At 68.7% G+C, this 14,660-nt stretch carries 18 protein-coding genes and 1 pseudogene; 9 read left to right on the top strand and 10 right to left on the bottom strand.

Annotated features, from left to right (window positions below; genetic code table 11):
* Nucleotides 1-349: 349 nt before the first annotated feature.
* On the bottom strand, nt 350-895 hold the full coding sequence (locus NCC78_RS15770) for a DUF4240 domain-containing protein (protein ID WP_250795297.1): 546 nt from the start codon (nt 893-895) through the stop codon (nt 350-352).
* Nucleotides 896-1,340: 445 nt separating this feature from the next.
* On the opposite strand from NCC78_RS15770, the gene NCC78_RS15765 reads away from it, so the two are divergent.
* Nucleotides 1,341-2,231, top strand: coding sequence for an IniB N-terminal domain-containing protein (locus NCC78_RS15765; RefSeq protein ID WP_250795296.1), 891 nt, complete (start codon nt 1,341-1,343; stop codon nt 2,229-2,231).
* Nucleotides 2,232-2,463: 232 nt separating this feature from the next.
* Here the strand turns inward: NCC78_RS15765 and NCC78_RS15760 are convergent, their stop codons facing one another.
* Nucleotides 2,464-2,673 (bottom strand): hypothetical protein, encoded by a 210-nt coding sequence (locus NCC78_RS15760; protein WP_250795295.1) that lies wholly within the window; start codon nt 2,671-2,673, stop codon nt 2,464-2,466.
* A 324-nt stretch (nt 2,674-2,997) separates the two neighbouring features.
* Complete coding sequence (locus NCC78_RS15755) at nt 2,998-4,638, bottom strand: RecQ family ATP-dependent DNA helicase (RefSeq protein WP_250795294.1); 1,641 nt, start codon at nt 4,636-4,638, stop codon at nt 2,998-3,000.
* A gap of 302 nt (nt 4,639-4,940) precedes the next feature.
* Between NCC78_RS15755 and NCC78_RS32070 the strand changes: the two genes are divergently transcribed.
* From NCC78_RS32070 to NCC78_RS15745, 3 genes are all read left to right on the top strand, one after another.
* Nucleotides 4,941-5,249, top strand: coding sequence for a transposase family protein (locus tag NCC78_RS32070; RefSeq protein ID WP_284706306.1), 309 nt, complete (start codon nt 4,941-4,943; stop codon nt 5,247-5,249).
* A gap of 785 nt (nt 5,250-6,034) precedes the next feature.
* Nucleotides 6,035-6,607, top strand: coding sequence for a hypothetical protein (locus tag NCC78_RS15750; RefSeq protein WP_250795293.1), 573 nt, complete (start codon nt 6,035-6,037; stop codon nt 6,605-6,607).
* A 235-nt stretch (nt 6,608-6,842) separates the two neighbouring features.
* Nucleotides 6,843-7,367, top strand: a complete 525-nt coding sequence (locus tag NCC78_RS15745; RefSeq protein ID WP_250795292.1) for an HAD domain-containing protein — start codon at nt 6,843-6,845, stop codon at nt 7,365-7,367.
* Nucleotides 7,368-7,421: 54 nt separating this feature from the next.
* Here the strand turns inward: NCC78_RS15745 and NCC78_RS15740 are convergent.
* The 5 genes and pseudogenes from NCC78_RS15740 to NCC78_RS15720 all read right to left on the bottom strand — a co-directional run.
* Nucleotides 7,422-7,536: pseudogene (locus NCC78_RS15740) on the bottom strand (kinase); the annotation flags it as partial.
* A gap of 253 nt (nt 7,537-7,789) precedes the next feature.
* Nucleotides 7,790-8,254, bottom strand: a complete 465-nt coding sequence (locus NCC78_RS15735) for a PPC domain-containing DNA-binding protein (protein ID WP_250795291.1) — start codon at nt 8,252-8,254, stop codon at nt 7,790-7,792.
* A gap of 71 nt (nt 8,255-8,325) precedes the next feature.
* Nucleotides 8,326-8,775, bottom strand: coding sequence for a SitI3 family protein (locus NCC78_RS15730; protein WP_250795289.1), 450 nt, complete (start codon nt 8,773-8,775; stop codon nt 8,326-8,328).
* Between the two features lie 13 nt (nt 8,776-8,788).
* Nucleotides 8,789-9,175: a CdiA C-terminal domain-containing protein gene (locus NCC78_RS15725; protein ID WP_250795299.1), complete on the bottom strand. Its 387-nt coding sequence runs from the start codon at nt 9,173-9,175 to the stop codon at nt 8,789-8,791.
* 209 nt (nt 9,176-9,384) lie between these two features.
* Nucleotides 9,385-9,912 carry a DUF6244 family protein gene (locus tag NCC78_RS15720; RefSeq protein WP_250795287.1) on the bottom strand — a complete coding sequence of 176 codons (528 nt, stop codon included), beginning with the start codon at nt 9,910-9,912 and terminating at the stop codon, nt 9,385-9,387.
* 185 nt (nt 9,913-10,097) lie between these two features.
* On the opposite strand from NCC78_RS15720, the gene NCC78_RS15715 reads away from it, so the two are divergent.
* Entirely contained in the window at nt 10,098-10,787 is a 690-nt protein-coding gene (locus NCC78_RS15715; protein ID WP_504920223.1) for an NsdA family TPR-like regulatory protein, read from the top strand.
* On the opposite strand, the gene NCC78_RS15710 is transcribed toward NCC78_RS15715, so the two are convergent.
* Nucleotides 10,784-11,347: an NUDIX hydrolase gene (locus NCC78_RS15710; protein WP_250795285.1), complete on the bottom strand. Its 564-nt coding sequence runs from the start codon at nt 11,345-11,347 to the stop codon at nt 10,784-10,786. The two genes, NCC78_RS15715 and NCC78_RS15710, sit on opposite strands and share 4 nt — an antisense overlap.
* A 57-nt stretch (nt 11,348-11,404) precedes the next feature.
* Here NCC78_RS15710 and NCC78_RS15705 point away from each other — a divergent pair, with 57 nt between their 5' ends.
* The 3 genes from NCC78_RS15705 to NCC78_RS15695 all read left to right on the top strand — a co-directional run bounded on the left by NCC78_RS15705 (nt 11,405) and on the right by NCC78_RS15695 (nt 13,409).
* Nucleotides 11,405-11,860 carry a GNAT family N-acetyltransferase gene (locus tag NCC78_RS15705; protein WP_250795284.1) on the top strand — a complete coding sequence of 152 codons (456 nt, stop codon included), beginning with the start codon at nt 11,405-11,407 and terminating at the stop codon, nt 11,858-11,860.
* A gap of 130 nt (nt 11,861-11,990) precedes the next feature.
* On the top strand, nt 11,991-12,932 hold the full coding sequence (gene hemC / locus NCC78_RS15700) for a hydroxymethylbilane synthase (protein WP_250795282.1): 942 nt from the start codon (nt 11,991-11,993) through the stop codon (nt 12,930-12,932).
* 162 nt (nt 12,933-13,094) lie between these two features.
* On the top strand, nt 13,095-13,409 hold the full coding sequence (locus tag NCC78_RS15695) for a hypothetical protein (protein ID WP_250795278.1): 315 nt from the start codon (nt 13,095-13,097) through the stop codon (nt 13,407-13,409).
* Between the two features lie 92 nt (nt 13,410-13,501).
* Here NCC78_RS15695 and NCC78_RS15690 read toward each other — a convergent pair whose 3' ends face one another.
* Complete coding sequence (locus tag NCC78_RS15690) at nt 13,502-13,765, bottom strand: IS110 family transposase (RefSeq protein ID WP_250795277.1); 264 nt, start codon at nt 13,763-13,765, stop codon at nt 13,502-13,504.
* Nucleotides 13,766-14,403: 638 nt separating this feature from the next.
* Between NCC78_RS15690 and NCC78_RS15685 the strand changes: the two genes are divergently transcribed.
* On the top strand, nt 14,404-14,660 hold a 257-nt coding region (locus NCC78_RS15685), incomplete at its 3' end, for a hypothetical protein (RefSeq protein ID WP_250795276.1).

Here is a 14,660-nt window from a genome sequence, read left to right as displayed (position 1 = left end):
CGCCGTCACCGGCATACGCAAGCTACTCGCCACGCAGGTGTTGATGTCGTTGGCAGGCCGCGGACCCGCACCATTCTGATCGTGCGCCGCACGGCCGCCGCTACATCGCCGCCGCGACGCGGTCACTTTGCTCTGACGCAGCGACGAGGGCAGGACCGTGTTCATCGGTAGACTCCGCCAGGAACCGTTAACTCTCATACCGCCGACCGGGCCTTGTGTTGCGTGACGGATGCGTGGCGTAGCTCAACACGCGCTGCGCCAACGTAGTGAGTCGGCCAGCCGTGTTCCGGCCCCGCGGGGTGCTCTGGCAGCCGCCTGGTAGTTCGGATGGACCGCAGGTCGTCCTGCATCACTTCGCCCTGTCGCTCCAGGGGCGCTCGATCCACGGATTTTCGTCGAGGTAGGCCGTGAGTCTCGGAAAGCGTCGTCTCGCCTCATCCTCGTCGGTCAGAACAGCAGGAGATCCCGTTGGCGCCTCCGGTCCACGCCATTCGTCCATGGCGAATGGGCAGCCGGCAACTGCGATGTGCGCCTCGAGGGGCAGGCCGCAGAACCAGTCGATGCGAGCGTTATGCCGATCTGCCGCCAGCTCGACGAGACTGTCTGGATCCTCTTGAATCCGCCGTATCACCGCTCGTCCGTGCGACACAATCCAGTCCTGGACGGCTGTGAAGGATTCGTCATCGAACGGCCCCAGCAACAGTGTCCCGGCGTCGCGGACCGGCCAATGGAGTAGCTCATCCTGGACGCGGAACCACAGCTCCTCAAACTCAACAATCTCGTCCGGGCTCAGCGTCTTGAGGCGACGCAGGACCAGCTGGGCAAGACGCTCGGTGTTGCCACCAGCCTCTGTGCGACAACCCTCGACGATGCTCCAGAAGGCCAGCTCTTCCATCCGCTGGAGCCTACGCCTTTCCTACTAAAGAGGCCGGGGTGCGCGACCTCGGTGCGGGCGGGATCCCCGGGGTGCCGCCCGCTTTCGCCCGAACAGCGCCTACGCCCTGTGATGGCGTTGGGCGCGCAGGCCGGATGCCTGAAGGTGGCACTCGGTGCACCCGGCACTCTCGCTGACACCGTCAGTTTCGATGACCGGATGCCACACTCCACCGCGACCCACCCGCCGCGCCTCCGACGACTAGTCAGGCGCTAGCGACTGCGGTTTGACCCGTGACCCCGCAAATCCCCTAACGCCGGACGGCATCCGTGCCCTAACCCGGCGAGATAAGCCGGGGGTGCGCCCCCGATGCCTGATACCGCTGTTTCGCCCTACCGTCGACCGCGGGTCCGGACGATCTTGTCCGGACCACGTCCTACTAACACCCATCGAGGAGACCGGCAACATGAGTGCAAGCGCCAGCGCCACATCGACCGCCGACGTGAACTCGACCTCTACCGCCGACTGGACCGGTAACAGCGAAGTAAGTCCCGACACGACCACGACCACCAGCGTCGATTCCACCGCCAGTGCGGGATCGACCGCCGACATGGGCGTAAGCGCTGGGATGGCCTCGCCGCAGAGCCTGCAGGACTTCGTCTTCGGACTACTCACGAACGTCGACGCCCGAGCGGCGTACGAGGCGGACCCGCAAGCCGCGCTGGACAACACTGGCCTCCACGACGTGACCCCGGCCGACGTGCAGGACACCGTTCCAATGGTCGCCGACTACCTTCCTGTACACGGCGTCGAATCCTTGCTGGCCGGAGGCAGCCTCGGCGCAAGCGCGGGTGTCACCGTCAACGGGATTGGGCTCAGCGGCGTGACCGGCACCCTCGACAGCACCCTCGGCGGACTCGGCCTCACTGGTGTGACTGGCGACGTGGGCGCCACGCTCGACGGCGTCAGCCTCAGCGGCGTGACCGGCACCCCGGACAGCACCGTCGGTGGTCTCGGCGTCAGCGGCGTGACCGGCGGCCTGGGTGGCACCGCGTACGGCGTCCCCACCCTGGCTGGCGGCGTGCCCGGCGATCTCGACGGCACCCTGGACAGCACTGTTTGCGGTCTCGGCGTGAACGGCGACCTGGGTGGGACGGTGGATGGCGTCACGGACCTGCCTGGCGGTGTGACCGGTGACGTTGGCGGCACGTGGGACGGCACTGTTGGTGGTCTCGGTGTCGGCGGCGTGACGGGCGATCTGGGTGGCACGGTGCACGGCATTGGCAGTGTTGCGGGCGACGTCGATGTACACGTCGACGCCTACGCCAACGTGGATGCCGGGCTCCTGGGGACCTGACCGGCGGCCCGCTATGTGCCGGGCCTCTGTTTCATGCGAAGGCTGGGAACGGGTTCCATCGCGCGGTTCCTGGCCTCCCGTTTGGCTTTGTCGGCCGCCTTGAGTTGCGCCAGCGCCAACTGGGGCCTGCCCCGCTCGACCGGGGACCACAAGAGGCCCGTCCCCAAACCGGGACGGGCCTCTTGGCTCGCGGAGTTTCCAGCCGACGCTCCGCACCACCTCGTCACCGCTGTCAATCAGCATGTTCGCGTCGGTTCGGACCTGCACCGTGCCGCAGAGCAGCCGGCCGCTGGCTGGGGCGGCCTTGGCGGTCACCGAACTGGGCATGGTCCAGGAGGTGCCGCTGGGGCGCGGGCGCGTTGCCGCCGGTCACCGCCACCGCGCTGAAGGCCGGCTTGGTGAGGGCGTCGATGTAGCTGTAGCTGGTGGAGCCGGAGAGCACGGAGAACCAGTCGACGTACCTTTCTGGCGCTCGCCGCCGGGTTGGCGATCGTTACGGGTTCTCGGAGTCACCGCCGGCGCTTCGCGCGGGACGTCATCTGGTTGGCGAGCGGGACGCCTGGCCCGACGACGTGGCCGAGGACGAGGCGTGCGAACACCCAACCGAGACATGGCAGGCCAGGTCCAGGCGAGATGACGATCATGGCAATCGGTGGGACCGGCGTGGCGAACACCCCGAGGAGCCGATTCGCCCGGCGCATACGCCGCCCCGCGACACGGGACGCACCAGACCGATGGTCGTGCATCGGCGCGGCGGGCGAAGAGGCTAGCGGCCATCCGCGGCGAGTGCCAGCAGGCCTTGCGCTTGCACGACGGAGACTGACAGGGTCTTGTAGCCTACGTCGTCGAAGAGCACGGTCATGCGGTCCTTTTCGTACCCGAGGACCATGCCTGATCCCCATTTGGCGTGCCGCACGGTGCTGTGCAGTGGGTACGGCCCGTCTTCCGGGAGCACCTCCGAGGTGCCGCCGTGACAGTTGTCGCAGTGCCCGCAGGGGCGGCTCAACTGCTCTCCGAAGTAGCCCAGCAGCGACTGCATCCGGCAGCCCAGGCTCTCGGCGAAGCGGCGCATCATGTCGGTACGCGAACGCTGCCCGGCCTGATAGCGGGCGTACTCGGCCAGCGCCTCCCGAGCCGCCTGGTCGGGCAAGGGCGCATACCGAGCGACGCTGAGCTCACCCTTGGGCCCCGTCGCTACCGCACCGACCTGCTCAAGCAGACTGATGTGGCTGGCGACCTTGCGCTGGCTCAGGCCGGTGACCTTTGCCAGAGCGGTGCGGGTGAGCGGGCCGCGATGCAGGGCGGCTGCGACGGCTCGCAGCTCTCCCAGTTCAGGCGCGCCGCCGTTGAAGAAGCGTTGCAAGGCAATGTCCTCGGCTCGGTGGAGCAGCAACGCCCGGGCGAACTCACCGTCGCGCCCTGCCCGCCCGATCTCCTGGAGGTAGCTGTCCGGTGAGTCGGGCAACGCCACGTGTGCTACCCAACGGATGTTTCGCTTGTCGATGCCCATGCCGAACGCCGAGGTGGCAACCATGATCGGCACCCGGTCGGCGAGGAAATCCTGGTGACGACGGCGACGCGCCCCGGCCGCCATGCCGCCGTGGTATGCCCGCGCGGGATAACCCGCGTCGGACAGCCGTTGCGCGAGGTCCTCGGCGGCACGCCGGGTCGGCACGTACACGATACCGGGCGGGTCGGCCTCCTTGAGCAGGGTAAGCAGCCTCCGCCAGCGGTAGTCCTCGCTGGGACAATGCACGGCGGCGACGAATAGGTTCGGACGGTCTAATCCGGATAGAACCAGCCGTGGCTTACGCATGCCGAGCCGCGCGGTGATTTCCTCGCGCACCGGCGGCGAGGCCGTGGCGGTCAGCGCCACCACCGGCGGGCGGCCCAGGCCGCGGATGAGGTGACCGAGAGTGAGGTAGTCAGGGCGGAAATCGTGGCCCCACGACGAGATGCAGTGCGCCTCGTCAACCGCCACCAGCGCCGGACGCAGCGCACGGACCTCGGCCAGCCGCTCCGGCGAATTGAGCTGCTCCGGCGTGATGAACAGGAACTTCGCAGCACCCGAGCGCAGCTCGGCCAGCGCCGCCGCCTGCTTGCTCGGGCTCTCCGCTGAGCTGATCCGAACCGCCCGCAACGCCGGATCGTCCCGGTCGTTGAGGTTGTCGACCTGATCCTGCTGCAATGCCAGCAGCGGTGAGATCACCACCGTGGGGCCGCGCAGCAACGTGGCGGGGACCTGATACACAGCAGACTTCCCGCCCCCGGTGGGCAGCACGACCAACGCGTCGCGGCCGGCCAGTAGCGTGCGCATCGCACGCACCTGGGTGGGGCGCAGCTTCTGCCAGCCGAAATGCCTACGGGCGGCGCGGCTTAGCCGCAGGGAGCGAAGAAGAAACATCATCGCCGGGCATGCTAACCAACCACACACGGACCTGGACCATCCCAGGGTCCGTCGTACGCCTGGTCCTCGGCCAACGCGCCGCCTCGCCCGCGCTTCGTGACGGCGGATGCCGCCAGCGGACGATGCGACTCTTACCGTGAAGCGCCTTGTAAGAGAGATGCCGGCTCAACGAAGTTGATGGGGGCCGGCTGATCTCGATCCCGTCGGTCTGTCCGGGGTGGACCCTGGCGTGAGGGTGCCCGTGGCTCTTGGTAATCATCTTGTTGTCGAGGCAAGCTGATCACAACAGAAGAGCCACGGGCATGGTTGAGGATACGACCTGGCTGTTGGGGCTTGCCGGTCTGGCGGTCGTCGGGGTCGCGGACGGGTCGGACGGTCCGGTGGTGGACCTGGTCACCGCGGATGAGGGGGCGCGGCGGTGTCCGGAGTGCGGGACGCCGGCGCGTAGGTCGAAGGGTCGGCGGGTGACTCGGCCGCGTGACCTGCCCGTGGGAAGGCGGCGGCCGGCGCTGCGGTGGTGTAAGCGCCGCTGGCGTTGTGATGAGCCCGGCTGCCGGCGCCGGTCGTTCACCCGAGGCTGTGTCTGCCGTGCCCGGCCCGCAAGCGGATGACCGCACGGATGCGGGCGGCGGCCGGCGCGGCGGTCGCCGACGCGCCTCGCGCAGAGTGGAGCAGGTAGATGACGGGGCCTTGCTGGTCGGCCGCCCGGTACCCGTTCATCGGCGGGCCGAGGCTCAGAAGGCAACGGCGACCGAACACCGACCGACCGAGCAGACACTTGGCAGATGCGACCCAAAAACGAGTAGGCGGGGCGGCGATACACCAGGTCACGCGGCTGCATCGATAGATCGGCGTCGGTTTAGGAAACCGATGCTCTATCCCCTGAGCTACGAGGGCGCGAGGGCCTAGTCTCGCGACCTGGGGGTTTACCTGGGGTGGCAGGGAGTGGCCCACGTTCACCCACGTCACCCGGACCCCTGTTCGCCCAGCCCAGGACCGCACCCGGAGCACACGAACCCCGGTTTGCGACCGGCGGTCGGTCGCGGTGACCCGCGTTGGCACCGGTTCACCCGGGTTGGCATCCGCTGGAGAGCACACACCGCGCACATCATCGAAGATCAACAACGTCGCGTCCATATACCCACCTTCGGCGTCGCCACCGGAGGACCACGGAGCGCTCACGCCGGGCCGCTCGGACCCCGCCGTGATACCGACTACGACGGTCCCCGGCGAGCGTCTGCTCATGCCGATGAGCGGATGCCCCAAAGGCCCATGGGGTGTGATGATCGGGAGCGATGATCAGCAGTGACGATTCCGCGTCGATGACTGTGGCACTGCGCCGGGTGGTGGTGCCGTCGCGGACTCTCGTGCTGGCCTGCGGCGGGTTTCTCGATCAGTGGGCCGACCTTGGGAAGCCGTTGTCGGCTCGTGCGATGCGGGCGGCGCCCACCTGCAGGACTGGCTCGCCGAGGCGGTCGCAGTGCCCGCCGGACCCGGAGCGTTGACGGTGACGGCGCGGACCCGGCCCGGTACATACGAGGCGATCGACACCATAGCCACGATTGAAATCGACCTGAACCTGCCGTGGTCGGCGGTGTCAGCTAAAAAGGAACCGGTGGTGCTGGGTGATCTGCCCGTGGACCCGTGCGGGATGGTCATCGGTGACGCGGTTGCGCTTGACTCATGGGTCGGCTTCCTGCCTGCGGCTCGCACTGTTCACGGGTTAGCTGACCTGCGGATCTGGGGCAGAGGCGATGAGGAGGCCTCGACGCACTTCGGTGCGCAACCGATTCCGGCCTTCCACACCAACCGCCTGCACGGCTGGTTGGATCTACCCGTCGAAGTCGCGCACGAGCGGGCGGCGGCGATCAACCGGTGGGCGGTCGCGCGGGGTCACTTCGCGCACATGGCGTCCGTTGACCTACACAGCCATCAGCATCTCGGATGGCGAGCCGGCTCTACCCGCTGACTCTGGAGCGCGTCGCCGGCAAGGCCGTACTGCGGTGGAGCGTCCCACCCGCCGCCACCGAGGTCTGACGAGTGCGGCAATCAGCGCTACGAGGCGACGCTGTACCTGCACGCTCATGCCGTTGATCGGGCGTCACAACGGGTAAGGACCGCAGCGCCGACCCGTCCGGTTGTGCCGAGAAGAGCGCGCGTACCTGGACTCAGCCCGGATCGGCCCCGCGCGATACGGTTCGCGCGTGCCCAGCCTTGCCAACCGCCCCTTAGTCTTCCTCGATGTAGACGGACCGCTGATCCCGTTCAAAGCCCGGCCGGCTGGCCGCAGGCGTCCCTTAAGCGGTGCCGTCACGCAGTCACTGGACGGTACCGGCAACCCTCTACTCGATCGGCTTGACCCAGATGACGGGCGCAGGCTGTTGGCCCTGGGATGCCAGCTGATCTGGGCAACGACGTGGATGGCGGAGGCGAACGAGGTCGTCTCACCACGGCTCGGGCTTCCGGACCTGCCCGTCGTCGAATGGCCGGACGGCGACGAGGATCCGGAGCACGGTCTGCACTGGAAGACCGTGTTCCTGACCCAGTGGGCAGCCGGACGCCCGTTCGTCTGGCTTGACGACGAGATAACTGATGCTGACCGGCGATGGGTCCCGGCTCATCACCCGGCGCGGGCGCTGCTGCACCGTGTCGACCCATACCTGGGCCTGACCGAAGCGGATTTCTCAGCGATCCGTCAATGGCTCCCGCAGGGTGACGGCGCTGCTTGATCACCTGCACGCTCATGCCGCGATGGTGGCGCCCTGCGAGCCGCAGGTCGGCCCCTCCCGCAGGAGGACTCGACGTAGGTAGTCCTGCTCGACGAGGGCGCAGCCGCGGCCGTGCCGCAGCCGCAACTGTCGGGCGATGCTGCTCTTGCTGCCCCGAGTTCCCCCGGATGCAGATCAGAATCGTGTCGGGCTGGCGGTAGGGGTCGCATCGTTCACGGCGGCGGTCCTCCGGGCCGATGGGTCGGTATGGCTGCGGCATCGGTGTCGCGTTGGTCGGCGGCTTCGTGGCCGGGAGTGTCATCCGGGATCCCAGGCGGCGAACCGCCGCTGGTGGTAGAGGCGTCGCGGCCGGTAGCTACCAAGACGCCGTGGCGTAGGGCGACGATTCGGTCGGCGTGGCGGGCGTGGATGCCACGGGCCTGTCAGTTGTCGCCGATCCGCAACAGCGGCACGTCGTAGAGGCTTGCCTCGGGGATACGACGCATGACGGGCGCAGCGACCTCGATGATCAGCATTTCGGTGAGGAACTGGACTGTCGCGGCGAGCAGGTGACTGGTGTGGCCGGTCGCGCTGTGCTCCTTGAGTCCGACGGTCACGTGGATGTGCGGCGCGATCCGGTCGTGGGTGTCGTCGTAGGCGATGGTGCCGCCGCCGAGCGCTTCGACGTTGGTCAGGTGCACCCGGTCCCAGACCGGGGCTTGGGGGTCGTCCAGACGCTGGCAGGTGCCGACGATCTCGACGGTGCTGAACCCGGCGATGAAGACGGGGATGTAGCCGTGCCGGATGCCGTTGGCGCGGCAGGCGTCGGCGAGGGCGGTGAAGAAGTCCTCGCCATGGTCGAAGGTGACGCCGATCATCCGTCCGGGCGTGAGGCCTTGGCTGCGCATACTGAGGCACTTCCGGTCGGATTAGTCGGGGGCGAGTGGCTGTGGTGGGTCCAGCCGAGGACGTACGCCCTTCAGGGGTGAAGAATCCTGTCGTAGTCTTCGTCGTACCAGCCGTCGGTGTTGTGCTTCTGGATGGTCCCCGCGACGCGCGTCAGCATCAGCACGTCACCGTTGAGAGTCAGGGCCGCGTCCTCGGCCCTGCCGGCGAGGATCCTGGCCACGGTCGCAAGCATGTGGGGTTTGCCCTTGTCGACCAGGGTGTCCTTGCGCATGTAGAAGCTGACGTCGACGTAGGTCTCCGGCTCCCACTGCCACAGGGAACCACCGTCATCCTCGGCGCAGTAGTAGCCGTGTCTTCCGCCGGTGATGTCCACGACGTACCCGTGCTCGTCGTTCAGGTCGGCGCTGAGCCTCCGGCCGCCGGACGCCGTGGACGTCTCGACCGCTTCGGGAGCAGCCAGCTCCGCCACCTGTTCCAGCGGGATGTCGCCCGCCAGCGTCAGCCGGTACTCGACAGCCATCTGCACCCCTTCATCAGTCTCGCCGGATGATCTGAATGATCGCACCGTCGCGCGTTACCGCCGCCAGTTCCTTCAGCCCTGTGATGGGCCAGTCGTGGAACTGCTTGTGCAGGGCCGCGAGGTCTCCTCGCCAGTCGTGGAGGTTCAACATCACGCGTTGGGTCTGCTCCGCGTCGACCTTCCTGGACACCGCGCTCCAGACGGCACGGGCCGGCACAGGAGCAGTGGGCGCGTAGCAGTCGAAGACATGCCCTTCGATGAGGAGGTCGGGTGCCTTCTCCGGCCTCCCAGAATCCCCGGTTTCGAGTCGAGCGTCCGCGACCTCCTGCCTCGTGGGGTTCTGGTGAACCCGGTACCCCGCGCCGGCGACCCTGTCGGCACACTCGTTCTCCAACTCCAGGGCACGCCGTTCCCGTGGCTTCTCGTTCGCGGAGATCCGGGTTCGACGTCCGGTAGGTGCCCCGCCGAGCAAGCCGGTGGGACGCCTGGTCCACGGGATTGCTGCGTCAGCGTCCGTGGAGACGGCGCCGCCCAGGGTGGGGGTCGTCAGGGGTGGGCCGCCGGTGGTAGCAGGGGCGGGGCTGGCCGGTGGATGACCGCCAGCCCCCATCAGTTTCCCGACGACCCCAACTGCCGCGCCTCCGCGATCGCCGCGTCGATGGACTGCCGGGCGCCGCCAGTACGCTGAACGACCAGCACCAAGACCTGCTTGATGCCGTCCAGGGCATGCAACAGCGGCCCGGGCTGCCCGCCCTGCAGGATCACGGCGACGAGCTGCTGCGCCTCACCGATTCCGGTGATGGCCCCGGCCGCCGCGTCACGAGCGGCGTCCACGGCGCTCTGCACGGGCGCCAGCCCGGCGATCGTCTCCTGCGGGGTGGCCTCGTTCGGCACCGCCGCGGTGGCCTTCGTCGCCTCACCGATCGACCCGGCAAGACTTCCCAGGCGGCCCTGGATGCCCGTGATCGCGTTGCGCACCCGCGCCACGCCCGCCGCCACAGCGACGAACCCGGCGCCCGCGGCCCGCAACGCCACCTCCTGCGCCTGGCTGTCGGCGGCGGCGGTCAACCCCTGCGCGCGTTCGACCCCGGCCATCAACGCGCGGAGTTCACCGGTGATCTTCTCGATCTGCGACACGTTGCCGGCATCCCCAATCGATGAGGGTAGAAGTGCTCGACAGCTGAAACTACCCGGCGTTCCTGCGAGGCCACCAGACAGCGGCGAGGCGGTCGGCACCGCAGACAGCCGCCGCGACACCCTCGCCGCCGTCGACGACTTCGCCGCCCACAGCGCCGCGCTGGACAACGCCGCCGCCAGACGCGGTGACCTGGCCGGTTGCATCCTGCATACCGACCGCCCTGGTGCAGGCGTTACGACTGGCCGCCGCAGCGGGCGACCGACCGCTGGGTGCGGAGATCATGGCGGCGATGAGCCACCAGGCTGCCTACCTTCGTGCCTCGACGGAGGCGGTTGATCTGGCTCGTGCGGCCGGTCTGATGGCGGCTCAGGCCGGGGTCGCGGCGATCAAGGCGGAAGCGGCGGTACTCGAAGCGCAGGGCCACGCGGTCGGCGGCGACGAGGCGGCGTGTGCCGCCGCGCTCGACCGGGCTGAGCGCGCGTTCGACCGTGCAGAGCGCGGCAGCGACCCGCAGTGGATCGGCTACTTCGACGAGGCGTACCTGTCGGCGAAGTTCGGGCACTGCTTCACCGCCCTCGGGCAGGGCAAGACTGCCGCACGCTTCGCGGTCCGCTCGCTCGACATGGACGGCCAGGCGTACGCCCGCGGACGCCAGTTCAACCTGGCGCTCCTGGCGGTGGCTCACGTGCAGTGCGGCGATCCCGAGCAGGCGGCTGTTGTGGGTGTGCAGGCGGCCACGGCCGCGGAGCGGTTGAACTCGCGCCGTGCACGGGACTACCTGGCCGACCTGGCGGATCGGCTCGGCCCGTACCAGGGGCTTTCCGCCGTGAACGAGTTCAGCGAGCGGGTCCTGCCGCTTCTACGGTCTGTCTAGATCCGCCCGGACGCCTTCGCCAGCAGCGTCGCGAGCAAACCCGTCACGGAACCCGCGCCGACGATCTCGCCGGCCTCGATGCGCTGCTGCACCTCCGCCAGCGGAATCCATCCGAGCCGTTCGGTCTCGTTGATGTCCGGCGCCGCGCCAGTGGGCTCGGCGCCCCGGGCGAGGTAGACGACGTTTGGTTGGTCGATCGTTCCCACCATCGGCTGGAACGCGATCAGCGGCTCCATGCTCTTGGGCCGCCAGCCTGTCTCTTCCTCGACCTCCCGGCCGGCGCACACGGCGGAGTCCTCATCGGGGTCGAGGTAGCCGCCGGGAAGCTCCCACACCCAGCGGTCGATGATGAACCGGTGCCGCCACATCATCAGGACCCGATCGGCATCGTCGAGAACAACCACCATCGCGGCAGCCGGCACCCGCAGCACGTACTGCTCGAAACGCACGCCGTCCGGTAGCTCCACGTCGGCGACGCTGAGTACCGCGCGTCGCGTGTCATCGATGACGCGTTCGCCGTGAATCGTCCACTCGCTGGCCCGTCGGGCGTCCGTGGTCATAGACCCACCCTAATTCAGCCATCCGTGGGCCTCACATGTAAGGGCAGGTTGTCGATCATGAGGGACGTACGGCTGGAGCCGATGACCGAGGATCAGTACAAGCCGTGGCGGGCCGAGGCCGAGGCGCACTACGCGCAGAGCGTCGCCGCGTCAGGCCAGTCGGCGCAGGACGCGGCCCGCAACGCCGCCGACACCTACGCGCAGCTGCTTCCCGACGAGTCCGCCACCCCTGACCACCATTTCTGGTACGCCTACGACGGCGACCGCCGGGTCGGTTTCCTCTGGGTCAAAGTCACCCACCACACCGCGTTCGTCTACAACATCGCCGTCGAACCCGACGTACGCCGCCAGGGCTACGGCCGCGCGATCATGCTGGCCGCCGAGCGCTGGTGCCACGACAACGCGCTGACCAGAATCGGTCTGCACGTCTTCGCCCACAACACCGGCGCCCGGGCCCTCTACGAGCAGCTGGGCTTCACCGAGACCGGCCGCAACATGGCCAAAGACCTGTGACCGCGATCCGCCCGACCGCCCGGCTTCTCGACCTCCTGCGACCCGTCGGAGGTGCTGATTGTCGGTAGTGGAACCATGCAGCTCCGAGGTCGTCGTCGGCGCCCGTATCTAGCGGACTACCCTCGCCGGTATGTCCGACTCCCGCCTGCTGCGTATCGGTACCCGCAACTCCCCGATGGCGCTGGCCCAGGTCGAGCGGGTTCGCGCGATGCTCGCCGACCGGCACCCCGAGGTCACCGTGGACGTGATGTCGATGTCGACCAGCGGGGACCGGTGGCACGGCGACCTGGCCGCACTGGGCGGCAAGGGGGCGTTCACCAAGGAGGTGGACGCCGCCCTGGTCGCCGGGAACGTCGATCTGGTGGTGCACTGCGTCAAGGACGTACCCGGGGACCGCCCGGCACCGGCCGGCACGGTGATGGCCGCCTACCTCACCCGCGACGACGTCCGGGACTGCCTCGTACACCCGGGCGGACTGCGCATCGAGCAGCTACCTGCAGGCTCCCGGATCGGTACCTCCGCGGTCCGGCGGGTCGCGCAGCTGGCCCTGCACTGGCCGCACCTGGTGCCGGTGGCCATCCGTGGCAACGCGAACAGCCGACTGGCCAAGCTCGACGCCGGCGAGACGTACGACGCGCTGCTGCTCGCGGTTCCCGGCCTGCAGCGGATTGGGCAGGCCGACCGGATCACCCACCCGATCGACGTCGACACGATGGTCCCGGCCGTCGGCTCCGGCACTCTGGTCCTGCAATGCCGCGACGACGACGCCAGCACCCGTGACCTGGCCGCGAGCCTCAGCGACCCACGGACCGAACAGGAGACCGTGGCCGAGCGGACCATGCTGCACATCCTGCAGGGCAACTGCCACTCACCCATTGCCGCGCTCGCGCGCACCGAGCCTGACGGGCGTCTCGGCCTGCGGGCGAGGGTGATCAGCCTCAACGGCAAGACGGTGCTCGACGTGCACGAATGGGCGGCGGACCCGATCACCCTCGGGACCTCCGTCGCCGCGGCCCTGTTGCGCCAAGGTGCCCGTGACCTCCTCGATCTGCCTACCCACGAGTCGGCCTGACCGACCGTCAGATACCGTCGCCCCGAGCTCAACCCGAAGAGCGCGGGCACGGGGCCGCAGCGCAGACCGGGCGTTACCGGATCTCGGCCAGCACACCTCTGCGTCGACCGGAACCATGATCAGCTTTATGCGCAGCGACTCGGGCTCTGCCTGCGTCGGGCCATGCGCGGGCGGCTCGGGGGCGGGCCGGTAGTCGAGGCGCATCGCGTAGAGGGCGTTCACGAGGTTGGCAGGGGCGAGGATTTCGGTGGCCATCTGTCCGACGACGGCGGCGGCGCGTTGGCCGGGCAGGGTGACGGTCTGCTGCCTCGCGGCGGCGACCAGGGCGCTGGCGACGTCGGCGGCGTTGCGGACGTGGCCGCGTCGGAGCAGGGCGGTAATCCGGTCGACGCCGGCGTGTCGGACCGCGGCCGGGGTCTGCCAGCAGGCGAGGACCATCGTCGGGTCCTTGCGATTGAGGTCGACCGCGCGTTCTAGGGCTGGACTGATACCGGTTAGCAGTTCCTGGAGCCGGAACGGGGTGGCTACGCGCTGGCTGACGAGGTCGGCGCGGTAGCCGGTCAGGACGGTCAGCTCGGCGGGGAGCCGGTCGCTGGGTTCCAGGATCGGGATGTCGGGGCGCATGCGGATGGTCTGGGTGATGACCAGGCGTCGCGGGCGTCGGTCGTGCTCTCCCTGGCGAACGCGGCGGCCATGTGGACGGCGACCGTGCCGGAAACGTAGCGGACCTGGACCTGCCGGCGCCGCAGCAGGCTCAGCAGCAGTGCCGACAGGCCGGTGGTGACGTCCACCGCCCAGCAGACCGGCCGGCCATGAGTGGAGATCTCGGCCATGACGTCGAGCAGGGCAGTCTCGTCGTTGGCGGCCCGGCGGGGTAGACCAGCGGCCGTTGCCGTTGACGACGGCCACGTGGTGGTGGGTTTTGCCGATGTCCACGCCGATCCACAGCTTCGCCACCGGGTGCTCCTTGTCGTGGTTGGTCTTGCGGGGTGTGGCCCTCGACTGGGGATTCGGATTGCCGGTGCCTTCTCAGGCTGCGAACCAGGTCGCGGGTCTCCATCAGCGGTGCACCGAATCGACAGACGGAAGAAGCGGCAGGTGGCATCTCCTATCGGCAGCAACGATCCTGGGCGGAACCTGTGCGGCCATGCCCGCCGCTGCACGGGCATCAGGTTCTACGACCTGCGGCGCTCGCCCGTTCAGTCGACGGGTGAGCGGCGGGCGGTGGGGCGCACCTCCAACATCAGCCACTGTGGCGACAGACCACACAGAGCCATGCCACCGCCCGCCGCGATCTGCTGTTGCGCCAGTCTGTGGTGCGGCAGAAGGACGGAAGGGACCGGTGTGCGGCCGTTGACGCGCTTGGGCGGTGAGGCAGGCCGTGGGCAGCAGGGGGACGGAGCAGCTCGCGGCTGGCGATGCGATGACGTGCACAAGTCGGATGCGGGGAGGCTGCCTGGTACCTTGCGGTGTGCTCGTGTTGTGGCCGGATGCAGCGGACCTCCTTCGAGATCTCCTCGGGCAGCAGGGCCTTGATCCGAACCGGGTGGAGAGTCCCGAATCGGCCTGGCAGGTGTTCTGGGTGTTCCTCGCGATCGACATTGACGGGCTGGAGTCGGAGCCGGACGGCGACGGGTTCGCCGTGTCCTGGGGCCGCCATAGCTGGAGCGACGGGCTGCCTACCCTCTCGTTCAGCAGGCATCTGAAGGTCGACGCGTCGGCGACCTG

The sequence above is a fragment of the Micromonospora phytophila genome (genome assembly GCF_023656545.1).
GTDB classification, from domain to species: domain Bacteria; phylum Actinomycetota; class Actinomycetes; order Mycobacteriales; family Micromonosporaceae; genus Micromonospora; species Micromonospora phytophila.
This window is presented reverse-complemented; position numbering and strand designations above follow the sequence as displayed.